The organism is Reinekea blandensis MED297, assembly GCF_000153185.1.
In the GTDB taxonomy this organism is placed as follows: domain Bacteria; phylum Pseudomonadota; class Gammaproteobacteria; order Pseudomonadales; family Natronospirillaceae; genus Reinekea; species Reinekea blandensis.
In genome coordinates this window covers 449,393-473,569 of record NZ_CH724153.1, presented here as the reverse complement: position 1 = coordinate 473,569, position 24,177 = coordinate 449,393, and the positions used below count along the sequence as shown (strand labels likewise).

Below are 24,177 nucleotides of genomic sequence, written 5' to 3'. Positions count from 1 at the left end.
TCTGTTAAATCAAATGGTGGTGACGCGCAATGGCTTCAACAATCACAAAATCCAAAGGCGTATCAATTTCATAAGCCATCCAGTCGGGGACAACGTTGGCCATCGTCCGCTCATGATAAAAGCTCTCCGTTGCCAAGAGTGCCCCTACAGTGCTGATGTAACAAGAACCTTCTGGCCGATAAACTGCGGTTAAATCCTGTCGCCTCAGTCCCGAGCCAATTGATGCTGCAGAAGTCGGTTTTAGCAAGTCACCCGGACCAAGTGTAAACAAATAGGAGGGATGCGCATTGATTTCCTGAACCATACCGACACTGGCGTCAGCATGGACCCGGTTTTTATCCAACTCGGACAACCCTCGGTCAATAACTTCCGGACTCGTCAATGGTGAGGTCGGTTCCAGCAATACCACATAGTCATCCGAGGACAGGTTCATCCCCGATTCCTGAATGGCATGTTTGATTACATCAACTGATGTCGCGGTATCTGTTGCCAGCTCAGCCGGTCGAAGAAACGGTACGGTCGCACCCTCTTCCCGACCAAGTTCAGCGTAGTCTTCTGAATCAGTCGAGAGGATAACGCTATCAATATATTCCGACCGACGCGCAGCCTGTATCGGCCATCCAAGCAGCGGTCGCCTCCCCAGCAAAGTTGTATTTTTGCCGGGCATACCTTTACTACCGCTTCTGGCGGTAATGACAGCCATCACCTGACGTCCGCCTATCACCGTTTACCCTCTGGCGGCCAACAGCTGACGACGAGAAAAGCGCGATGAATAGTCGATCTGAGCCTGTTCAAAATCTGGTAGTTGGCCAATATCAAGCCAATACTCATGAATCGGAAACATCGAGACTTTTCGTCCCAGCTTAATGCGACTTTCTATCAAGTCCGGCATGTCCAAGACATTAATGCCATCCACCGCGAACGCGGCCGAGGGTGAAATGCAATAAATACCAGCATTAATAAAATAGTTTTGAACCGGTTTTTCAACGATGTCTGAGATAACGGAGCCCTGATGCTGTACGACACCAAAGGGTACCTGCATCTGATACTCACGTACCGCAACACTGACGTCAGAGCCTTCTCGCATATGGTACTCAAGCAGCTCGTCAAAGTTTACCCGAGTCAGCAAATCTCCGTTCATCATTAAAAACGGCAGCTGTTTCGCGCTTTCGGGCAATAAACCGATCGCACCTGCCGTTCCCAGCGGGGTTTGCTCATTAATATAGGATATACTGACGCCGTAGTTGGCACCGTCGCCGAAATACGCTTCGATCTGCTCATTGAGGTAATGTGTCGATATAAAAAAATTATGGAAACCAGCATCGATAAACTGCTCAAGAATGGTTTCCAATATGGGCTTATCTCCCACCTTCAACATCGGCTTCGGGCAATTATTCGTCAGAGGACGCAGACGCTTACCAAACCCCCCTGCCATCAGGAAGACCGCATTGTCTTTACGTTGGCAGGCCGGCTTCAAACCCAAAAGGTCGACCACACGCTGTTCGTTGTCCAATTGCGGAACACCATTCAATCCGTACTGAAGCATGAGCGCTCTGGCCTGGCGAATACTTCCATCCAACCCCAAGACTTTTGGCTGGGTTTCCATGAACTCATTGACCGGTGCATTCAGAGGCAGATGCCTCAATAGGCCACGTCGAATATCACCGTCCGTTAATGTACCCAACAATCGATCTTTATGATCGGTTACCAGAATGAGCTTGATTTTGAGCCGGTTCAACAACTCCACCGCGACCTCGGCAGACGCCGTTGGCGGCAAAAAATGCTGTTGGATGCCTTGATAATTCATGTTTCGAGCCTCTTCTCACCTCAGGGCGTTTTACTGCGATCGTTTGACGCAGATTCCTGCCTTAATGAATGTATCGGCAGATAGTGAGATCTCTTGAATAACGGTTGCGCCTGCACCGATGTGAACTCCGGTACCAACCTGTACTGACCCGCATAAAACGGCGCCTGGCGCGATGTGTGTAAAATCACCCACCATGGCATCGTGGTCCACAGATGCCTGAGTATTGACGATTACAGCTATACCAAGCACAGATCGTGCCTGCACGATACTCCCGGCCATTACCTGCGTACCTTCGCCGATCTGAACAGTCGGTGATAACCAAGCCGACGGATGAACCAGTGAAGGGAAACCGAACCCCTGTTTCGAGTATTGCTGATACAACGATTGTCGGAGACCTTTATCACCAACCCCCAATGCCAGCAGCGTATTTTCGGGCGCGTAAGCCGCTGCAAATTCAGCATCCGATCCGAGTGATGGCAGATCTTGATAAACCAACTGCCCCTGTGGCACGTTTGGCGTCACAAACCCGGCGACCTGCGAGCCAATGGATTGGATTAGATCGGCGATCACACAGGCATGCCCGCCACCCCCTAATATGACAAATTTGTGATCACTCAATAAACTCATCGGCTAGGTAATCCCGAGTTGCGGTTTGATTGAGACACGAAAATAAATCCTCCGGGGGCCTTCCCGTGCCAGGTCGCTTGATGGCTAGATTTTCAGAAGTAAAAACATCACCCTTCCGGATAGCTGTCTTAGCCACCAGACTTTTTCGAGCGGCTTGTTTGACATCCATTTCGCTGGTTTGAGGTTGTTTATTCCCATCACCCAGCATGCTGACTGCCTCTCGGCAGACCGCGACCCATTCGTGCAGCTCCGCTGGAGACATTGACGCCCGATGATCCGGTCCGGACAACGTTTTATCCAGGGTGACATGCTTCTCAATCACACGAGCCCCCTTAGCAATAGCCATAATTGAGGCAGTTGTCCCCTGTGTATGATCCGAATAGCCGACCGGCAGTTGAAAAATTTCAGCTAACGTTGTCATTGCCCGAATGTTCACAGTATCAGGCGCAGCAGGATAGGAAGACGTACAGTGCAATAACGTCGTGTTCAAGGCAACGCTTGGATCTCGCTCTATCCACGCCTTTCTTAATGCCGAAATCGAGGGTGGATAGTCTTTCTGAACCCGACCCCAGTAGATACTCGCTAAAGCCAGCTCTATTTCACCAAGCGTGGCCATACCTGTACTGAGTATCAGATCTTGTTGTAAGGCCGCATGTTCAATCAGAAACGGAAGATTGGTCAGTTCGCCCGATGGAATTTTATATCGTCGCACTGCCAATTGACTAAGTAAGGCTAAACTTTCGGATTCGAAGGCAGTCGACATAAACTCGATGGCTTTTGAATCAGCATAAGCCTTCAGTTCGTCGAAAACAGGCAATGGCAGCGCTAACGCCTGCAACATAGCGAGTTGTGATTCTTCATGCGCCGTCTTTTGATAGCCTGCTTTCCTAGCAGTTGTAGTGACCAATGCTTCGGGAATGAAAGTTTGAAACTTGATCGCATCTGCTCCCGCTGCGGCAGCCAGTTCAATGAGCTCTTTAGCGAGCTCCACATCACCATTGTGATTAACGCCGGCTTCAGCGATCAGAAAAACCGAATCATTCTTCATTGGAAAGCGCCTTAGTCAGCAACGTCTCTGACAGATCGGAAAAGCTTCGCGGAGTTGAAAATAGTGACGTAGATGTCAATGTTTCGAGCAGCCAGTACGACAATCTTTGAGCGAACCCTGCTTCGCCATATGGGTTGTCAAACCGGGTCGGGGCCGTACGAAAAGATGGATCTGTCACAGCTGATAACGCTTGTTGGATAGCCTCAGCCTGAATGGGTACGTGTAACACGCTGCTGGCCGCTTCCCTACCTGCCTGTCGGGTACCAATGTCTATGGTTGGCGTATTTAAGGAGGGGACTTCAATAATGCCACTGGACGAATTACCGACAACCGCAGTCGCGAGGCGGGCAGCCTGAATATATCGCTCCAGTCCAAGACTTTTGACTACGACCATCCGATCACCTAGCCGGTTATTCATTTCGGTCAACTGATCAATGATGATTTCATAGCCTTCGTCCATATTCGGATACGTTGCTAACACCTTCATATCCGCAAAGCCTGACAGTGCAGTCTCAATCGCAGGCAGAATCTTTCCGGTATTTTCCGGATGCTGAGTCTCAGGGTGAACAGTCACCAGGACAAACGGCAAACTGGACATGCCGAAACCTGATAATAAGGTGGCAGGCTCTATATGAGCAACTTGAGCAGTATTGTCCTGACCGGGAGCCCCTAATTTCAGAACCCGATGTTCCGCAAAACCCAGCTGAATGCAGCGTAACCGATACCGTTCAGTCGCACAGACCAATACACTGGCCAGCTGAGAGATGCTGTGCCGAATAAAATCATCTTGCGCGCCGTCAGTCCGCTCACCGGCATGCAGATGAACAATGGGCACCCTGGCATAGAAAGCAGCTTGCGCGGCCGCGAGGGCTTCATAGCGATCCCCCAGAATTATCAAAACATCAACCGAGGACAGAATACCGTTTTGATCAATGAGTCGAATCGTCTCAGACACCTGGCATGCGACGGTTGTGTTCGAATCATCTGAAAGACGTGCTGCACACCAGATGTCAAAACCATCTTCGATAATATCTCGATAGGTTTCACCAAAGACAGTCGAAAAGTGATTGCCGGAGACAATAAAACCAACCTCGACCTGATCGCTGCGCTGCAATTCGGCCGCGGTTGGTGCCAAAAGCCCATAGTCTGCTCGGCCACCGGTAAAAAACGCTACCCGATACACAGCCGCTGCCTCAGGTTTGCACTGCTTGGAAGACTTACTATCTGTTCATAACTTCTTTCGGCGACAGGACAAGTCATACGTTCACAGGGCTGTAAAAACGGAGTCATGTGCATGGGGCGCCATAAAGGCCGGGTCTGGATGCCCGCTTGGTTCGTGTCTTCTAAAAACCGATCACGCTCCTTTAAAGACGACAGCCGAATATTGTTAAGCCAGTAATTCGAACGGCCATAATCCGGTTCCAGCAATAACTCACCATCCCGTTCAGAAAAAAAAGATTGATAGTGCCGAGTCAGATCACGTTTCAATGACAGTCGTTCCGGTAAGACCTCCAACTGTGCACATCCCAAGGCCGCATTAAGATTAGGAAGTCGATAGTTGAAAGCAGTTTCCTCGTGAAGAAACTCATAAGGGTGCGCTTGCTTAGCGGTCGTTGACAACGATTTTAAGCGACGTGCCAAAGTTTCATCATTGGTGGTAATCATGCCGCCACCACCAGTGGTTACAATTTTATTGCCGTTAAAGCTGAAAACACTGGCTTTCGTATGTTGGCCAATACGCTTCCCCTGAAACTCAGTACCAAGTGCTTCTGCAGCATCTTCAACAACCGGCAATAAAAACTCGTCGGCAACGGATTGAATCGCATTCAGGTTAGCCGGCATGCCAAACACATGCATAGGCATAATGGCAGCAACTCTCAGACCAGTTTTACGAGATCGCAATACGCCTTTATGATCACGTTCAGTCTCAGATGTAAGATAGGACTTCAGTTGCTCAGGGCACAAGCCAAGTGAATCTTCGGCTGAATCGAGCAATATTGGCGACGCGCCTGATTGTAAAATGGCATTACAGGTAGCCACGAAGGTCAGCGATTGCGTAATGACGGCGTCACCATGTCGCACACCCATCGCGGTCAGTAAAAGATGCAAACCCAAGGTGCCGTTGCCTACAGCGACAGCATAGTCTGCATCAACAAAGTCTGCCATCCCGGATTCAAACTGATCAACATACCGACCAACGCTGGACACGAAGGTGGAATCCAGCGTATCTAAGACATAAGTGCGTTCGTTTCCATAAAACTCAGGTTCGTGCAAGGGCACAATGCCTTCAGGTATTGCTGCACGAAAATGTTCAATAAATTCAGTTGCTAAGTTCATTACACGTTATACAAATCAGATTTATACCGACGCAGGTTTTCGGCCAACAAAAACCACTCGATGGTTTTAGTCAGTCCGGCTTTAAGATCGTGCTGGGGAACATAACCAGTCAGTTCCTTGATTTTCCGATTGTCGCACCACAAGCGATGAACTTCTGATTTTTCCGGTCGCAACCGGGCTTCATCAGTTTGAATCGCAACATCCGCCTGCATTATCTGACGAATCAGCTCGAGAGTATCGTAAATCGAAATCTCAGAGTTTGAACCTATGTTAATGATTTCACCTTCCGTACCCTTTGCCTCAGCGATGCTGAGAAAACCGTGGCATGTATCGGTAACATAATTGAAATCTCGAGTTGGACTTAAGTCACCAAGCTTCAGCACTTTTTTACCACTGGCGATCTGAGTGATCACCGAGGGAATGACCGCGCGAGCTGACTGGCGAGGTCCATACGTGTTAAAAGGTCGGGCCACGCTCACCGGCAAACCAAAGGCATTGAAAAAGCTCAAAGCCATGTGGTCACCACTCATTTTGGAAGCGCTATAGGGTGATTGCGGTTGTAATGGGTGCTGTTCATCGATAGGGACGTATTGAGCGGTGCCATAAACCTCACTGGTTGACGTGTGTATGACCTGCTCAACACCATTGTGCAACGCCGCCTGACAGATATTCAAAGTACCCTTAACATTTGTATCGACATAGCTGTCGGGGGCAGTATAAGAGTATGGAATGGCGATCAATGCGGCCAGATGAAACACCCAATCTATGTCTTTGGTCAGCGTTTGGCAGAAATATGGATCTCGCACGTCACCGCATACAACCTCGACCTGGTCAAGACAATCCAGATCTTCCAGCCAACCCCAAAAGTTGAAAGAATTATATTGCGCTAAAGCTCGGACCTGATATCCCTTCGCAACCAGCAGTTCAACCAAATGTGAGCCGATAAAACCGTCGGCGCCGGTCACCAATACCTTCTTTTTCACTTCCGTCTCGCCTATTCCCACTCGAACGACCGATTATGCCCGAATCATTTAGAATGCTAAGTGTATTTTTTGGCTTTTTTTGCCTTTAACGGGTTGTCTGTCCCCGTTTCTAACTCCGACTTTAAAGACTTCTGATGTTTTTCCAGCAACGCCCGATTTTCCTCAAGAACAGACTGCCAATGGCTCATGTATGATTCAAACTCTCTGATCTGACTATCATCGTCAGTCTGTTTCGCCAAAAAATCACGGACTAATTGCTGCCACTTGTCCAGCAATGCGGGCATTTGAGCGGTGTTACGCCAGATTTGATGAAAGGCCTGATCCAGATCTTTCAGGGTAAGTTCGTTGGGCATGTTAGGCTCACTATCCTCCTGCCATCGCTATCAACAACTAACATTAAACCCGTTAACACTGTCCGAGCTGAACGTCACCTAGCGGATAAAATCAAACAGGTTCAATTGGGTTGTCGTTGCAAAACTCTGCTGGGTCGCCTGCAAAATAAACTCTTCCAGCTGCAGCCGACTTACCGCTTCAGCATAGTCGAGATCACGGATATCTGCCCGGATATCCTGCGCTGCCAGCTTGTTATCTGCATGTTGATTTGCCGTATTTTCGGTGGTATTGAGCCGAGCACCGATTCTGGCACGAACCTGAGAGACATTCTGTAAGGCATTGTCGATGTTTTCCAATGTATTGGAAATCGCCGTGTCGTACACATCAGAAAACTCAGGCGAGGTGCTGTAGTTGTTCAGCGCAAAAGTCAGCTTTTCGACAGTGACCATCATGTTCTGAGAGGGAGAGGTCTCGACGATAAATTGATCACCCGGTGCCGGATTCCCGATAACATTGACATTCATCCCGGCGAACCCGATGGGAGAACCCGAGTTGTAGGGAATGTTTTCTAATCCGTCGATGACCCGGCCGTCTGACTTTTGACGAACGGTGTAGTTCTTTCGAGGCGGGTCCACGTCTAACGGGTTTTCGAAGGTGATTACCGCATTTTCCGGGAAAAACTCATCCAATGCTTCCTGATCGACAGTAATACCCTGAGAAATAATCCCCGGTGGATTGCCTCGATTCTCATTGCTCGCATAGCTGTTAAACGATGGTACGGTGGCAGGTACATCCATGAAGATGTCTTTTCCCGTATCGCCAGAAGCCATGGTAATGGTACGACTGATCTGCAGAAAACGAACGCCTTCATCCCCCTGATAACCATAACCACCACCCGGGTTCTGAACGAAGGTCTGCTTTTCACCCTGGAAACCGGAAAACAGATACTCACCGCTGCCGTCCCGACTGTTGGCCAGGTCGAAAAGCTCTTTAAGCCGCTCATCCAGCTCCAGAGCAATGGCCTGCCGTTCTGATTCGGAATAAACAGCGGCATTACCCGCCTGCACAGTCAGCTCGCGAACCCGTTGCAGTACCGAGGTGACGCCATCCAGCACGCCCTCTTCCTGCTCAAGACGGGAGTCCAGCAGGGTTATGTTCCTCTCGTACTGATTCAGCAGTGCGATTTCCTGATCCAATTGCAGCACACGGGCTGCCCCCACTGGATCATCAGCCGGTGACAGCATTTTTTTCCCGCTGGCAATCTGTTCTGATGTTTTGTTCAGGTTCGATTGCAGTCGGAGCATGTCATTTACTGGACGCTGAAACGTCCAATAGGTTGAGACTCTGTCGACCATGGTGTTCTCCTTTTAGACTGCGAGCTTCTGGCTGCGAGCCGCGAGCTTTACGGCACCGACCTAGTATTGTTTGCCAGTTTAATGGCTGAACGGCACGTAAAATTAGTTAATAAGCACTAGGCGTCAACACTCGAAGCCCGAAGCCCGAAGCCCGAAGCCCGAAGCCCGAAGCCCGAAGCCCAAACTTAAAACGCCGCCAAAATCGAATCAAACAGTTCTTGTGCAACGGCGATGACCTTGGCATTTGCGTTATAAGCCACCTGGAACTCGATCAGTCTGGCGGCTTCTTCGTCCAGATTAACGCCTTGCACGGAATCGACTTCAGATTGCGTGCCTTCCAAAACAGCGCGTGATGCATCCGAACGGATTTGAGCCTGGCTTGTCAGGGTGCCAATTTGCTCGACCGTTTGGCTATAAGATTCCGTGAAGGTCATCCCGCCGTCGATGTCATTAATGGTATCAGTGGTTTCTAATCCCACTAGGTCTAAGGCATTTCGGTTGTCTGACACACCCGCATCGTTCCATTCAATGGTGAACTCGTCGCCGGCTTCGGGACGACCACCAACTTGAAACTGAAACCCCATATAAGATGAGCGCGCGTCTGGTACACCATTGAAGATGCCCCCGACTTCCGGATCGGTTTCCAACCGAATGCCATCGGCCATCACGACATCGACCTGACCTCCGACATTGACTCGCGACACCGCCTGGGTGCCGGTCCCTTCGACTCGCATAAACACTTTGTAGCTGACGTTACCCTGCTCATCGATGTCAACCTCGGCTCGACCCGGGCTATCCAGTTGCGCTTGAATCTGTTCTTCGAAGGCGGCCTTGACGGCGTCACCATCGGCATAGATGCCATCCAATCGGACGGTCCCCGTTCGACCGTCTGGCAGATACATTTCATATCGGTACGGCCCGCCTTCGGAGAAATCATAACCGTTCAGATTACTGAGTTGACCGTTCGTATTTCCCTCAAAGGGATCAACTGACCAGCTTTCGCCGGTACTGATTTCAAAGGTATCGCCCGGATCGATGTAGTCCGTCACATTGCCAGGAATGCCTGGAGGCAACACAGGCGCTCCGGAAATCACTGGTTGCGGTTTATCGCCCCGCATTTCAACCAAGATGTCATTGCCGTTTTCATCGGTAATGGTCAGCGTTTCACCATCGCTCTTAGCAGTAATCCCCAACTGCTGCAGTTCATAATGATGGTTAATTCGATCCGCCAGGAAGTTTGGATTCATCTCTTCAGGCACTTCAACCGGAAAACCGTCCATGTAGATGTTCTGATTCTGGTTCGGAATCTCCTGCGTCAGCTCAAACCCGTTCACCCAGACTTCCATCGGGTTATGCGGGTTGTAAGTTGGCGCACCCGAGGTATCCGTTGAGTTACTGAAATTACTGAGCTGTACTTCGGTATAGGCTCTTGCTGTGACGCCCTCAACCAGGTTCAGTTCCTCAGCAATTTCGTAGGCAGATGCGCCGTATCCAGTCGAAACCCGATCCAGCTCTGTTTCTTTGCCGGTCACCGGATCGGTTTGAAAGAACTGAAATCGTTCCGGATTAATGCCGTTGTAAAGGTAAGCTGTGGACGGTCCACCATTTCCGATCGCGGGTGTTTGTGGTAACCGTGCCCGCCAGGAACTGACGATGGTTTCGCCGGGATCATCTGTAAAAATGGTGTTGGCCGTACCCGGTACAAAGGGAATATTTTCCAACGGCGGCTCCAGTGGTACCGGCCTTCCGGGGTCAGAGTTGTCGTAGACCGAATAGCGTGTCGGGCTTTCAAACTTAATCACCAGCGGCGGCGTCAATGCCCCATCAACGGCAAACGCTTTCGAGTCCCGACTGAGCATCTGGCCTTGGTCGATGTATCCACTGCCGACATTACTTAAGCTGGATTCGGCGCGCACTGGATACGCCAGCGCCAACTCGGCCGGACGTTGGATCATTTTCTCAACGTCTTCGGCGGCGAATCTCAATGGCGCGATGGTAAAGGTATCCCCCTGTTGGAAGGTGCCCGATTCCAAGGTGACCTTGAGCCCGTCAAACTCAATCGCCTGCGGATAATCACCGGTCAGCGCACCCTCTTCAACCACCTTACCATCGAATTTTCGAATCACCTCAAACCGTGACGCATCCGGGCCGGGCAAATTCAGGGTGTACTCACTGGTGGTCAGCTCTTTGGTGTTTTCGAAGGTAACATTAAACACACGATCGTTTGGCGGTTTATTGGTGCCGTAGGCATATACACGATCACCGGTCAGTGACGGGTCGTTCATATCACGGAAAAAGTCGTTACCAAACCGACCCTCCAGGTCAATCCCCTGCTTATGCTGAGCATTCGTTTCCTGAACGAAGGCGACAGCCAGTCGACCCAGGCTATTGACTGCCAGGTCTAAGGCTTCTGAACGAAACTCAAGCCGCCCACCAATGGAGCCGCCGGTGATGTTGTCGGTAATGTCGAGGTTTTCAGTCTTACTGGTATAACGAATGCCATACCGGTTCGGGTCTTCCAGACTGGGGGTTGCTTCCAGGCGATTCGCGTCGTATTTCAGTACCAGAGGCTGTCCATTGCCTATGGCGATGTTGTAGGTTTCACCCACTTTTACCACGTCGACTTCGACCAACTCTGACAGCTGACGAACCAGTTCATCCCGTTTATCGTAAAGGTCGTTGGGCGGTTGTGCCGCGGCATCACCGCGTGCCGTAACAATTTCCTCGTTCAGCTCGGCAATGCCTTTTGCAATGGCATTTACCTGCTCGGTGGAGGTTTTCAGCTGCCCGTTTAAAGTGCTGTTGATGTCCTGAAGGTATCGCGAGATGGTTTCAAACCTGTCCACTAACCCCTGCGCTTCGCCGAGAACGACATCACGCGAGGGAATGTAAGCCGGGTTGTCAGCTGCGCCTTGCAATGCGGCGAAATAACGATCCAGCTGAGGCTGAAGCCCAGTCGCATCATCGGCCAGAATACGGTCGACCTGTTCGATGCTTTCCCGATAGGTCTGTAAATCGTGGAAAGTCGAGGTGTCCTGGCGCAATTGAATGGTGAGAAACTCATCGGTCACCCGACGGACGGTCGAAATATTAACACCCTGACCAATATAACCCACGCCTCGAAACAGCGGATTATTGGTGGCCATCACCGCTTCCTGGCGCGAATAGCCGGGCGTGTTGGCATTGGAAATGTTATGACCTGTGGTTTCCAGCGCGGTCTGATGCGCTTTGATTCCCGTGATGGCTGTACTTAATAGACTCATGGCAACCGACCTCAGGCGTTGTCAAACCAGGCGCTGTTGGCGATGCCCAGTATTTTGTTGGCGTACTCAGGGTCCGTCGCATACCCGGCATCCTGAAGCGCTTGCACATATCGAGACGGGTTTGATGCGTTAGCCAATGCAGGCTGATACCGTTCTGATTGTTTCAAAAACTGCACGTAATCGGCAAAGCTGTCTTCCGGAGAGGCATAAGCCCGGAACGGTGCCGATACGGTCATGGCCTTACCGCCCAGAAACTCGGTGGTCTTGGTCATCGCAGACTCACCGTCCCAACGATGATCGGCCTTTATGCCGAAAAAGTTATTCGAGTTAGCGCCGTCAGATTTAGTAATCATCCGCTGCCCCCATCCGGTTTCGAGTGCAGCTTGGGCCAGCAATACCTTGGGATCGACGCCCAGTTCATCCGCCTGTTTTTCAGCGATTGGCATCAGCGTGGCGATAAAATCCTGCGGCGAAGAAAAGCCCTCATCGACACCGCTGGTTGGCGCTACCGGCAATTCAGGTGACGGCGATTCAACATCATTTCTATGATTGGGTTGCGGTGGTATCACCTGAGGGCGGATGGAATTTTCCATCGACTTAATATTAATGGTGTAAGGATTAAAGGGTTCTGGATTTTTCGATTGTGACAGCTGCTCATACAGAACATCGGCCAAGCCGAACCCGCCGTTTTGAGCCAGCGACAGCGTGAGCTGCTGGTCATGCATATCACGATAAAACTCAGTCTGATAGCTGCTTTCCAGATCGGATTTGATCACATCCGTTGCATCGCGCATGGACTTCATGATCAGACCCATAAACATCGACTCAAATTGTTGCGCGACCGCTCGCAACGCTTCCGGGTCATCTTTACGCGCACCCGACTTCAGAGACTCAAGGCCCTGAAGGTCGTTATAGTTAAAGGCGGCATCGATTTGAGCTGACATCGGAATCTCCGGTTAAACTTTGCCGGTTTTTTTGGCGGCATACAGTCGTTAAATATGACTATACAAAGGTTGTGCCAGTTGGGTGGGAAATAGTTTTTAGATCTCAGGAAAACGAATAACTGAAGTAACCGGTACGAGTGAGCCTGCTCGCGACTAAGTGCCGCTCGAGTATGGTTTCGCCAGCAAGCTGGCTCTTACCGTTGAGTCAGTCCGTGGGAGGGAGCGTTGCTCGCGAAGGTGTGCCACCTGGGTACAGTTTCGCCAGCAGGCTGGCTCCTACAAGAGCAACCTCAACAGACTTCTCTTCGCGAAAGTTAAATCACAATCAGCTCAGCTTTCAACGCGCCAGCTGACTTGAGCGCTTCCAGGATCGCCATGAGATCGCCAGGTGCGGCGCCGACTTCATTAACCGCATCCACCAAATCACTGAGTGTGACGGTTGGACCGAACAGGAACATCGGGTTCTGTTCTTCTTCTGCATTGACTTCTGCGTCCGGCACGACGACGGTTTCTCCGGCGGACAAGCCTTCGGGTTGAACGGCTTCGAGATCATTCTGAATGGTGACCGTTAAATCGCCATGCGTGATCGCAACCGGTTCGATTTTCACATGTTGGCCAACCACGATGGTTCCGGTACGGCTATTGATGATGACTTTGGCGGCTTCTTCCCCGGGGGTTACTTCAAGGTTTTCCAGCACACTGAGAAAACTGACGCGCTGGCTGGCATCGCGCGGTGCTGTAACTCGAACGGACGCGGCATCAACAGCGTAAGCAGCGTCAGGACCGAGCAGCTCGTTAATCACCTCCTGCATACGTTTAGCCGTTGTGAAGTCTGGCCGGTGCAGGTTAAAGGTCAGGTAATCGCCCTGTGAAAAAGCCGTTGGCACTTCACGCTCAACAATGGCCCCATTCGGTATTCGCCCTGCGCTCTGAATATTAACTTTAATCGAAGAGCCATCTTCACCTTCGGCGCCAAAACCGCCGACAATCATATTGCCCTGCGCAACGGCGTACACTTTGCCATCGGCGCCTCGCAACGGTGTCAGCAACAAACTACCACCGCGCAGACTGTCACTGTTGCCAATGCTGGAGACGGTCACATCAATTTCCTGACCGGGCTTGGCAAAGGGTGGCAAGGTTGCGTGAACGGACACGGCCGCCACGTTCGCCAGTTTCGGGTCCTCGCCTTCCGGAATGGTAATGCCGAACTGTTCCATCATGTTGCGAAACGTTTGATTGGTAAACGGAGCTTTATCGCCGGAGCCGTCGAGACCGACCACCAGGCCATAGCCGACCAGCTGATTATTGCGCACCCCTTGCACAGCTGACAGATCTTTAATGCGATCTGCAAACGCAAACGACTGGAGCAGGCACAATGTGAAAATCAAAATACGGGTCATGGCTGTCATCTCATTGACGAAACGATGGAGTACCGTCTATCAAAGCAATTCTCAGGCCAGACCTGGTGACTTAAATCCCCTCTTCGTCGGCAATCAATCGCAAGGCGGCTTCAACATCCTGTTGCGCGTCTCGGATATGGCGAAAAATTTGCTGATGCACCCAGGCTTGCTGCGCGTTCTGCGTTTTGCAATCCAGGCTGTAATAGGCAAATGACCGAAGTTGTTTCAGTATGCCGGCAATGTGGTTCGGGCATTCGCAATCCAGCTCTGGTTTGAAGGTTAAAAAGCGTTCAAGATCCTCATTGGTAAACTGTCTTTGTGCCAACTGGTTGTTCAATCGCTGCGTCAGCCAGTCCTCATTGACCGGGCCGGTCACAGCATCGTAGCCCAGCGCGCCAATGGCCTTTTGCATCGGGCGACTGGCGTACTGGTAGATGACAATGTTCAACTGCTCTGAACTCACCGGCGTCAGCATTTTCAATGCGTCCTCCGTCACGGTGTCCATTTCAAACACCCGAAGTGCCTGGCTTTGAGCTCCAGGATCGTCCGATAGCCACTCGATGTCGGCAAAACTGGCCTGCAATCGCGTCCGAGCCGGTCCTGACCAGTATACCCGGGGTTCCCCGCCCTGTGATCCAACGGCTTCCGCCAGTCCGGCAATGGACAGCCGCGCCAGATCCATCAGGCGGAGACCTTTCTCCCGTCCCTGAACGATCAAGGTCAGACGCTGCAAGTCCTGCTCACTGTATAGTCGCTGCCCGCCTTCTGTCCGATGACTCGCCGTAATCCGGTAGCGGCGTGCCCACTGCCGCAGGGCGTGCTCACTGATGCCCAACAACTGCGATACCTGTCCAATTCGATAAAACATTGTCTTTGTCTCAATTTCGTCGCAGTTAGTACGGAAAAATCGCTGAAAAAGATCTTTTTTCTATACAGAAACGAACCTTCTGTATCACTTTCAGAGGAGTCGTTGTATGACCAAGCAGGAACTGTCTATCGAAATAGAACGACACCTGTCAGGTTATGATGTCTGGTCAGATCAGTACCCCCTGCTCTCGGCAGAGACGGAGCGAGATCGCCTGTGGGAGCATGAGCAGGCCTTTCAAGCCCTCGTCATCGGGTGCGCAGAGCATCATCCCGACTGGTTTCGGGATAAGTACACAACGTTGGATTTATCCGGTCCGGACTGGCTAAACGTACTCTGGGAACGTCGTCCCACCGGCAGTGACATTGTCGAGCTGATGCGTCTCGAATCAAAACCGGACTTAAACCCGATCTTTGAGCGATGGCTATCGGTTCGGGAATTTTTGATTGCAAGCAACATTCGCCTAGTATTTAAAGTGGCTCATCGCCATACCGAACGGGGTTTGTCTTTGCTCGATTTGGCGCAGGAGGGGCAATTCGGGCTCGTTCGTGCACTGGAACGTTTTCGCTGCGATAAAGAGTTGCGCTTCTCAACCTATGCGACGCACTGGATCACGCAATACATTCGGTTGGCGATTAAAAAACAGACGCGAACGGTGCCCATCCCGACCAACGTGCAGGATGATTTGGCCCGGACCAATCGGGCCTTGGCCCGCGCTCAACAGCAGCAAGGGCGCCCGGTGAGCGTGACAGAGTTCGCCCGTCTGTCCAATCAATCAACCGATGCCGCCGAGCATCTGATGAGCCTGAATGCGCCGGTTCAATCCCTTGATGAACGATTGTCCGATGACTCCGAAGTCTCTGCGCTGGACTTGCTCGACAGTGATCTGGCCCGCCCGGAATCTGAGCATGAACGATCCGATAACCAAGAACGGGTACAGGCGCTGTTGGCTCACCTGACGAGCCGCGAACAACAGATTCTTGCCATGCGTTATGGCATTGGAATGGGGGCTGAGTATGGCTACCGGGAAATTGCCGACCAGTTGAACTTAAGTCGTGAACGGGTGCGTCAGTTGGAAAAACAGGCGCTTGGGTTTCTCAGGGCGCAGATGGAGAAAACGACTCATTAAAGCCGTTGGTCGGCTTTAGCTGTAATAGCCGACCACGCTAAGAGGATCGCGAGCAGGCTCGCTCCTACATGAAGTTTGGTGATTTGTTCTCAATGTAGCGAACACAATCTCCAATCTTCTTATTACCACCGAATCACTGTGTCGTTAGAACGGAAAGACCGGTGAGTTAAAAAAAGCGCTGAGCCAGCCCTGTTTGCTGGAGTTAGCGATGGCACCGGCCCCGCTGTATGAAATGCGCGCGTCGGCAAGTTTCTGACTGGATACAGTGTTATCGAGGTTAATATCATCCGGACGTAACATGCCCTGAATGCGAATGAACTCGGACCCGTTGTTTAGCGTGATCCACTTTTCACCGCGAACGCGCAAGACACCATTGGGTAGAACTTCTGAAACCGTGACCGTGATGTTACCAGACAGAGAGTTCGACTGATCCGCATCACCACGTCCACTGAACGAGCGATCCCCCTGAATCGATGCGCCGAGTTGATCAATCGGGCCGATACCACCCACCGAGGGGGCCGAGATCGTAGCTTCACTGGTCTTGCTGGTGTTGGACGCTGACGATTTGCTGCCCTGCGTCTGTTCATCCAACAATACCGTAATGATGTCACCCACCCGACGGGCTTTTTTGTCCCCGTACAAACTCATGCCGTAAGCATCAGCATAGAGCGAGCCTCCGGTGTTCGGTGGTGGCACCAGTGAATCAGACGGTACCGGTGCGAACTCCGGATCACCCGGCTGCGGCGGGGACGGCAGGTTCGCAATCTGCATGGAACCGCAGCCGGTCATGATCACCGCTGTCAGCCCTATGAGCAAATTTCTGAGAATTGACATAATACTGGCCCCCTTAGCCGTTATTCTGCGTACTTAGAGATTCGACGTAATGAATCCAAGCATCTGGTCGGCAGTACTGACCGCCTTTGAATTCATTTCGTAGGCACGCTGGGTCGAAATCATATCGACCATTTCTTCCACAATCGTCACGTTCGAATTTTCCAGTGCGCCCTGGATGATGGAACCGAAACCGTCCAAGCTGGGGACGCCTTCTGCCGGAGCGCCACTGGCTGCCGTTTCCAGAAACAGGTTATTACCGATAGCCTGTAAACCGGCCGGGTTAACAAAGTCGACAATGTCGATATTGCCGATTTCGACCGGATCATTGTCCCCGGCCGAGACCGCAGTCACGATGCCATCGGTGCCGACGGTGATGGTTTTGGTCTGTTCCGGTACCTGAATGTTGGGTTCCAGAAAGTATCCATTGGCCGTCACCACATTACCTTCAGCATCGAGGTGAAAAGTACCGTCTCGGGTATAAGCGATGTTGCCGTCCGGCATCAACACCTGAAAGAAACCGCGGCCGTTAATCGCCATGTCCAGCGGTTGTTCCGTCATGTTCAGATCGCCCTGGACAAACTGCTTTTGCGTGCCAACAGTTCGAACCCCGGTACCCAACTGCAGACCCGAAGGCAGCTGCGTATTTTGTGAGCTTTGTGCACCGGGCTGCCGCTGCACCTGATAAATCAGGTCTTCAAAGACCGCCCGTTCTTTTTTGTAACCCGTGGTTGCCGCGTTTGCCAGGTTATTGGAAATGGTCGACAGCGCAATGTCCTGCGCTTCCAAACCCGTTTTTCCGACCCATAATGCCTTGTGCATATTGTTACCCTCTCAAGCCTGCTGCGACGTTCGGTTCAGTGTGCGCAGCGACTGAAACAAATCGATTGTTTAACTCAATTGCAGAATCCGCTCGGATGCTCTAGAGACATCATCGGCAGTCTTCATCATCTTCACTTGCGTTTCGTACTGTCGGTTCAATGCCAACAAGTTGGTCAGCTCATGAACGGAGTTCACGTTACTCGCTTCAACAAAACCGGACACAACACTCAGTAATGGATCGTCCGGTAAAATCGGCGCGCCTTCGACAGGACGGAACAAACCGTCTGTGCCCTTTTCAAAATCCTGAAAGTTTGGGTTCACTATTTTCAGTGCATCAACGGCGATCATTTCATTAGGTCCGGCACCGGCCGGCCGAATTGAAATGGTGCCATCGCCGGCGATCTCGACTTTTTCATACGGCGGCAACACAATCGGGCCGCCTTCGCCGATCACTGACTCGCCCGCACCGTTGATCAACTCACCCAATGGTGTCACTGAAAAATCACCACGACGGGTGTAAGCCTCCTGCCCTTCGGCATCAAGCACGGCAAAAAAACCATCGCCGGTGATGGCGGTATCCAGTTCGTTGCCTGTTTCAATCAGGGCGCCGTCATTAAAGTCGGACGCTGGACGTTCGGTCATGGAAAAGGCTCGGGAAGGATGGTGTTCGCCCCACACCGGGATCGCGCGCGCCTGAGCCCAATCGGCTTTAAAACCAAAGGTTCGGGCGTTCGCCAGGTTATTGGAATGTGACGTCTGCGCCATCATGTTGTTCTTGGCGCCTGTCATCGCAATGTAGATAGCACGATCCATATCCGGCCTCCTGAAAATAAGTGTCAGAAGTTAGATAGCGAAAGGTGTGCCAGTTTAAGAGAAAGTGTTTAGTTGTTAGCTTTCAGCAGTCAGTAAGGGCGGGCTGCGGGCTGCGGGCTGCGGGCTGCGGGCTGCGGGCTGCGGGCTGCGGGCTGCGGGCTGCGGGCTGCGGGTAATCAGTTTTCCGGTTGCACTGCATACAACAACCGCTTGAATGGGGAAATTCGTTGCCACTAAACCAAAAAGCGGCAAGCCGGATTGCCGCCAAATTAATACCAAGCCAATGACTTCGAAGCGGCGACACTCATCTCGTAGCTCGCCGCTCGAAGCCCTTAGCGGATTACCTCAGATTAATAATCGTCTGAGTCACCGCGTTGGCCGTTTCAATGGTCTTGGCGCTGGCCTGATAATTTCGCTGCGCGATAATCAGATGCACCAACTGCTCGGAAAGGTCGACCGTTGAATCTTCCAGCGCGGCTGACTGCAAGGTGCCCAGCAAGCCGGTTCCCGGCTCGCCGATGGTGGCATCACCGGACTCAAAGCTCTCCTGCCACTCGGTTTGCCCGACTGGATTTAACCCTTCCATGTTGGCAAAGGATGCCAATGCCACCTGCCCCAGGACCTGCGCTTCGCCGTTGGTGTAACGGGCATAGATGGTACCATCATCGTCAATCTCCAGATCCTTCAGTCGACCACTGGCGTAGCCGTCCTGCTGGAAGTTGTAGCGGGCAAACGGTCCGCCGTACTGCGTGGTGCCACCAAAGCTGACGGAGAAGTTCGAGTTGGTGTTGGGATCGGGTATGGGCAAGCTGCCGCCTTCAGCCACGTTCAACGATGTGTAAGCACCGTTGGAATCGCCGTTTTCGTCCACCGGATCCCAGTTGGAAATCAGCCATTCACCGGTGTTCTCTTCATCCAGCGTTCCGTCGGCATTGAAGTAGAGTTTGAACTCCGCATAGGTTGGCTCAATGTTTTCCGGGAACGGCAGGCTGGCGTCCGGGTCACCGACATTCTCACCGTCGATCTGTGCATAGACGGTCCAGCTGTTCAAAGCCTGCGGGCGAGCCGGATCTTCCGGATCTTTCACATAAAACAGCTGCAGTCGATGCTGGTTACCCAATGAGTCGTAAACCGTTAACGAGGCCGACTCATTGTAGGTTTCCGGATCGTCCGGATTAAACTCGTTGATCACGTACTCTTCGAAACTGGACTCGGTCAGGCCGTTAAACAGACCCGCGACACGAGGGTCCGGCTCGGTCATGGTGTAGCCTTCGTTGAGGACGATATCCACATAGCCACCAATACGCGCATTGGTTTCAGCGTCCGCGCCCCGCCCCAGTGTGACCGGTGGTGTGCCGGTATAACCCTGAACGGTTAAGCCGTCCTGCTCGCGAGGCGATTCAATAGCGACCGAGATATCAATACCGATACTGGAGTTGATGAGGATGTCACCGGTTTCATCATCAAGGTCAGCACTGATGCTGTTCAATGATGTACCGGAATAGCTGTTGATTTCATCAACGATGCCCTGGAACGTGTTGGCTTCAATGATCTGGCCATTGATGTACAGCTCCATGTCACCGCCGTTGACGTAGTCTTCTGCCAAGATCCGGACATCGGTTTCCGCAGTGGCCGTCACACCGGCATTTGCAGACAGCTGAGAGGCAATGGCTGACGCCTGTGTGCCTTCATCGATGGTGATGTTGGTCCTTACGTCGTTTTCTTCATCCAGCAGAACAAAACTCTGTTCAGGATAACCGTTAGTAATCGCCGGTTCGCCAATGGTTAACAGCTCAGATTCATACTGGTCCGATTGCAGCAAGGCATAAAGCTGTTCAACATCCAGATCATCACCGGGCGCCTGAATGTTGGTGATCGAAATCTGCGACGCTTCCCCACCTTCAGTGGCTTCAAAAACCAAAATTTCGTTATCGTTTTCGTCGCGTCCAACAATGGCTCGAACGCCGATATACTCATCTTCCGGTACCGCGGCCAGTTCACGATTGATCGCCGCCGCCAATTGATCAACCGAGTAAATGGTTTCATCGAGGCTGATCGCTACCGAGCCGGAACGGCCTTCTTCATCAGGCAGTGGTACCGTCAGATTGATACGGAACGAATGACTGCGATCAATCGGTTCTTCACCCAGCGTTTTTGTGGTGCTGGTCATTCCCAGATTCGCCAGCGATGCCGCCGTACCAGTGACGTCTATGTCAAGCGGGAATGCCCCGGTATCCGTTCGTTCGAAAATCAGTCGGCCGTTCACATGGGAGACCGAAACTTCACCGGCCAGATTCGGGTTCGACGAAATCAGGTTCTGAATCTGCTCGACCAGCTCATTCTCGGTAGTGTAGACACCTTCCGGAATGGTCAGGCGCTGAGCGGCGCCACCATCAATTGAGATTTCAATCTGGTTATCAAATGGAATGACAGCCTCACCCAAAACAGTGGTGGGTTGCGGTGTGGAGTTTGTCGCAATGCCCAAGGTTGTTGGCGTCACTGTCGAAGTACTACCCACATCGGTAATGCTGATCGTTTGTGGACCAATGCCCATATCATCAGCTGTGATTTCCATCCGGTTGGTCACCGCATCGGCCGTCACACTGACGGAGTTCAAACCGTAGGCGGCGGTAAAGGCGGGCTGCGAGTTTACGGCGTTTTCAAAGTCGTTCAGAAAGGCATTCGTTGTCGCCCAACCACCGGCTGGGACCGCTAACGTCACGTTGCTGGTCACACCCCCCAAGTTCATCGAGAAATCCATCACCGTGCCACCCGGAGCGGTCGCTTCAATCGGTGCTGCAGGCAATGCAACGGAGCTCGTTAACTGCGTCAATGTACCAGGCACCTGATCGGTGAACTCCAGATTGGTTTGATTGTTCGCCTGCACGGTGGCATTGGCACCCGGGTCGGAAGTCAGATCGATGAAACCATCGTTAGCAAACAAGTCCAGACCGGCAACCGCCGACACGGTTTGTGGTGTGGTGTATTGCGTAGGAGAATCGACTCCCATATAGGACTCAGCTAACGGATCTTCAACAAAAGCGCCATCGGTAAAGTTAACGTTTAACGTATCGCCCACGGTGGGGTTATCGATGCGTGCAAAGTGCAGTACACCACCGACGTGATACGCCTCAACTTCGTTAGCCAACGGGGCACCGGCGGCGGTGATCTGCGCATTAATATCGGCGACCAATGAGTCGTGGTCTGCATGATTCACGGCAGACAGTGTTAGGTTAGAAATCGAGCCATCCACATCAAACTGGATCAAGTTGTTCTGCGCCTGACCTTCCGTCAACGTTGGAGGGAAGATGGCATTGCCGGTCATACCCAGCTCATCCATAGTGATAGCACTGGTGGTCCCAGTGGATACCGCCGTCACGGACACGTTGGTCGGTCCCAGGTTACCGGCACCGGTCACCTGGAACTCCAATCGCCCGGCGTTAATCTGGAACTGGCCTTCCGCCTGAAGCCCTGCAGACGCTTGTGCGTTCAAATCGGCAGCAAACGCACCAAGAGTTGCGTAACCGGCCGCATTGAACGTGAAGGTCTCATTAGCAAACAAAGTGCCGCCAATATTGACGTTATAAACAAGATCCTGACCGGCGACAGCCGCACCATCGAAGAAGTTCACCGTGGAATCGAGTGAGTTCAGGTTGCGACCACCCGTCAACCGGGAGCCGGTATCCGCACCGGTTATGTTCAGTCCGGCCACGGAGTTACCCGCAAAGGTAACGCCCGTACTGCCGAAGTTCAGATACTCCGGATCAGAGAGATTGTTCACGTTATCGGCAATGGACACGATGTTGGTACCATCAGTCGCATAGGTGCCTGCGGTCTCAAAAGTAATACCGCCAAAGTTGTTCACAACGGCCTGGACTTTACCCGCGAGGTCCGGGTCGCCATTAATGCTGGCGTTAATGGAAGACACCAGATCATTCACATCGTCATAAATAATGGAATCGGAAAATGGTTGAACGGTCGCGGTCAGAGGCGACAACCCTCCGTTAATGTTCGGTCCCTGAAGCGTAAAGTCGATGGTCGATGATGCTTGAGACGTATTGGGCTGCCATGGGAAATTGATCCCCGGTACCGTTCCTGAGAAACCAATCGGACCGCCTACAATTTGTGAGGCCGTACCTTCGGTTGTTGGAATGCCGATTGGAGTCAGTGTCGTCGTCGTATCCTGCGCCGGGCCTACCTGAGCGACACCGACAGCCAGACCGGTGGTCCGGGTCGTTGAGCCGATGGACTGCAGCACATTAGCACCCGCCGGTACATTCACCTGAGCTTCCACACCGTGGGTTCCACGCGGAGGCTGACTGCCGGCATCCACACGCAAATCCGTCAGAATACCGGAGACAATGCCGTTTTCATTGACACCAAAGCCCTGAAGTGTCGCACCCTGGTTACTGACGATGTAACCATCTTTGTCGATACCAAAAATACCGGAGCGCGTGTAGGTCACTGAGTTGTTCGGATACTCTGTGACAAAGAATCCGTTGCCGTCAATTGCCAGGTCCAGCACAGAGTTGGTCTGAGAAATATTGCCCTGCTCGAACTTCTGGCCCACGTTGTTGACATTGACACCAGAGCCAATCGGGTCTTGTCCCATGCCCAGAATCGAAGTGGTGTAAGCGTCGCCAAACTCAGCCCGACTGGCCTTAAAGCCCGTCGTACTGGCGTTGGCAATGTTGTTACCCGTGATTTTTAAATCTTTATTGGCGGCGGCAACGCCACTCAAACCTGAACCAAAACTCATGTGCGGTTACCTCTTCTGGTCTGACCCGGTATTCAGCCGAGACCGAACCCGGCCACGGGATGAAACCCTTTCTGTTGTGCTTCGCTGTTCAAACCGTCTATCGGTTAGGATTAATAGACGGCGTTAATCTGTTTCACATCGGCCATGGTGGCAGTTTCGCCGCTGGCCAGGTTCAACTGGATATCGTTGTTACCAAGGATCGTCACCGAGTCAACGCGATCAGACATGGACACATCCATGACCTGAGCCTGCCCCACCACGCTGCCCTGAATTCGAAACGTATAGTCACCAGCCGGATGCGGAATAATGTTGCCGTTCTCGTCGGTTTCGAACTTGCTGTAATCGATGTCCGCCAGTTCGCCATTCACTTCAAGATTGGCACCATCCCACTTGAAGGTGAGCTCACCATTGGGCTGATAACCCAGCGGCACATCTTCGATTATCTGACCGGTCGAATCCTCAATCTGCAAAAACAGATTGTCACTGCCGGACGGAATCTCAGCGCTGCCATACACCAACTCACCATGGCGTAACTTACTGCTGGTGTTACCATCAATGGTGACAGCACCACCAACTAAGGAACTGGCTTGCAAGGCCTGAGAAGACTTGTAAGACGTTGCAAGCTCTTCAAACCCGGCACTCATATTCTGAATGCCTTCAACCGTGGAGAACTGAGCCAGCTCAGCAATAAACTGAGCATCGTCCTGTGGCTTTAACGGGTCTTGATTGTTGAGCTTGGCGATCATCAGCTCAAGAAACTCGGTTTTACCCAACTCGTCGTTGGACGTTTCCTCTTTTTTCTTATTGCCGATGTCATATTGACCCAAGGCCGAATTGACGTTATTCACATCCGTCATGACG

19 protein-coding genes are annotated in these 24,177 nt (G+C 52.0%); 1 reads left to right on the top strand and 18 read right to left on the bottom strand.

The window, feature by feature from the left end:
- Nucleotides 1-4 precede the first annotated feature (4 nt).
- The 13 genes from MED297_RS16980 to MED297_RS16920 form a co-directional block, all read right to left on the bottom strand.
- Entirely contained in the window at nt 5-703 is a 699-nt protein-coding gene (locus tag MED297_RS16980; protein WP_008047112.1) for an acylneuraminate cytidylyltransferase family protein, read from the bottom strand.
- 24 nt (nt 704-727) lie between these two features.
- Complete coding sequence (locus MED297_RS16975) at nt 728-1,807, bottom strand: nucleotidyltransferase family protein (RefSeq protein WP_008047111.1); 1,080 nt, start codon at nt 1,805-1,807, stop codon at nt 728-730.
- A gap of 30 nt (nt 1,808-1,837) precedes the next feature.
- Complete coding sequence (locus tag MED297_RS16970) at nt 1,838-2,434, bottom strand: acetyltransferase (RefSeq protein WP_008047110.1); 597 nt, start codon at nt 2,432-2,434, stop codon at nt 1,838-1,840.
- Entirely contained in the window at nt 2,418-3,482 is a 1,065-nt protein-coding gene (gene neuB, locus MED297_RS16965; RefSeq protein WP_008047108.1) for an N-acetylneuraminate synthase, read from the bottom strand. Before neuB ends, MED297_RS16970 begins: the two co-directional genes overlap by 17 nt.
- Nucleotides 3,472-4,665 (bottom strand): UDP-N-acetylglucosamine 2-epimerase, encoded by a 1,194-nt coding sequence (gene neuC / locus MED297_RS16960; RefSeq protein WP_008047106.1) that lies wholly within the window; start codon nt 4,663-4,665, stop codon nt 3,472-3,474. Before neuC ends, neuB begins: the two co-directional genes overlap by 11 nt.
- Nucleotides 4,653-5,819 carry a LegC family aminotransferase gene (locus MED297_RS16955; RefSeq protein WP_008047104.1) on the bottom strand — a complete coding sequence of 389 codons (1,167 nt, stop codon included), beginning with the start codon at nt 5,817-5,819 and terminating at the stop codon, nt 4,653-4,655. The genes neuC and MED297_RS16955 overlap by 13 nt, the downstream gene beginning before the upstream one ends.
- Nucleotides 5,819-6,802 (bottom strand): NAD-dependent 4,6-dehydratase LegB, encoded by a 984-nt coding sequence (locus tag MED297_RS16950; RefSeq protein ID WP_040557479.1) that lies wholly within the window; start codon nt 6,800-6,802, stop codon nt 5,819-5,821. The genes MED297_RS16955 and MED297_RS16950 overlap by 1 nt, the downstream gene beginning before the upstream one ends.
- 56 nt (nt 6,803-6,858) lie before the next feature.
- On the bottom strand, nt 6,859-7,155 hold the full coding sequence (locus tag MED297_RS16945; RefSeq protein WP_008047100.1) for a hypothetical protein: 297 nt from the start codon (nt 7,153-7,155) through the stop codon (nt 6,859-6,861).
- Nucleotides 7,156-7,233: 78 nt separating this feature from the next.
- Complete coding sequence (gene flgL / locus MED297_RS16940) at nt 7,234-8,490, bottom strand: flagellar hook-associated protein FlgL (protein ID WP_008047098.1); 1,257 nt, start codon at nt 8,488-8,490, stop codon at nt 7,234-7,236.
- Between the two features lie 185 nt (nt 8,491-8,675).
- Complete coding sequence (gene flgK, locus MED297_RS16935) at nt 8,676-11,753, bottom strand: flagellar hook-associated protein FlgK (protein ID WP_008047096.1); 3,078 nt, start codon at nt 11,751-11,753, stop codon at nt 8,676-8,678.
- 11 nt (nt 11,754-11,764) lie between these two features.
- Nucleotides 11,765-12,697 (bottom strand): flagellar assembly peptidoglycan hydrolase FlgJ, encoded by a 933-nt coding sequence (gene flgJ / locus MED297_RS16930; RefSeq protein WP_008047094.1) that lies wholly within the window; start codon nt 12,695-12,697, stop codon nt 11,765-11,767.
- A 314-nt stretch (nt 12,698-13,011) separates the two neighbouring features.
- The gene (locus tag MED297_RS16925) at nt 13,012-14,106 is read right to left on the bottom strand and encodes a flagellar basal body P-ring protein FlgI (RefSeq protein ID WP_008047092.1); all 1,095 of its coding nucleotides are present in this window, start codon (nt 14,104-14,106) and stop codon (nt 13,012-13,014) included.
- Nucleotides 14,107-14,167: 61 nt separating this feature from the next.
- The gene (locus tag MED297_RS16920; RefSeq protein WP_008047090.1) at nt 14,168-14,965 is read right to left on the bottom strand and encodes a MerR family transcriptional regulator; all 798 of its coding nucleotides are present in this window, start codon (nt 14,963-14,965) and stop codon (nt 14,168-14,170) included.
- Between the two features lie 106 nt (nt 14,966-15,071).
- Between MED297_RS16920 and MED297_RS16915 the strand changes: the two genes are divergently transcribed.
- Entirely contained in the window at nt 15,072-16,091 is a 1,020-nt protein-coding gene (locus tag MED297_RS16915) for a sigma-70 family RNA polymerase sigma factor (protein ID WP_008047087.1), read from the top strand.
- Between the two features lie 144 nt (nt 16,092-16,235).
- Here MED297_RS16915 and flgH read toward each other — a convergent pair whose 3' ends face one another.
- The 5 genes from flgH to MED297_RS16890 all read right to left on the bottom strand — a co-directional run bounded on the left by flgH (nt 16,236) and on the right by MED297_RS16890 (nt 24,173).
- Nucleotides 16,236-16,925 carry a flagellar basal body L-ring protein FlgH gene (gene flgH / locus MED297_RS16910; protein ID WP_008047085.1) on the bottom strand — a complete coding sequence of 230 codons (690 nt, stop codon included), beginning with the start codon at nt 16,923-16,925 and terminating at the stop codon, nt 16,236-16,238.
- 33 nt (nt 16,926-16,958) lie between these two features.
- The gene (flgG, locus tag MED297_RS16905; RefSeq protein ID WP_008047083.1) at nt 16,959-17,744 is read right to left on the bottom strand and encodes a flagellar basal-body rod protein FlgG; all 786 of its coding nucleotides are present in this window, start codon (nt 17,742-17,744) and stop codon (nt 16,959-16,961) included.
- Between the two features lie 69 nt (nt 17,745-17,813).
- A complete protein-coding gene (locus MED297_RS16900) occupies nt 17,814-18,557 on the bottom strand; it encodes a flagellar basal body rod protein FlgF (protein WP_008047076.1) in 744 nt (247 codons plus the stop codon).
- A gap of 340 nt (nt 18,558-18,897) precedes the next feature.
- Complete coding sequence (locus MED297_RS16895; protein ID WP_008047075.1) at nt 18,898-23,316, bottom strand: flagellar hook-basal body complex protein; 4,419 nt, start codon at nt 23,314-23,316, stop codon at nt 18,898-18,900.
- A 110-nt stretch (nt 23,317-23,426) separates the two neighbouring features.
- The gene (locus MED297_RS16890) at nt 23,427-24,173 is read right to left on the bottom strand and encodes a flagellar hook assembly protein FlgD (protein ID WP_008047073.1); all 747 of its coding nucleotides are present in this window, start codon (nt 24,171-24,173) and stop codon (nt 23,427-23,429) included.
- Nucleotides 24,174-24,177 lie beyond the last annotated feature (4 nt).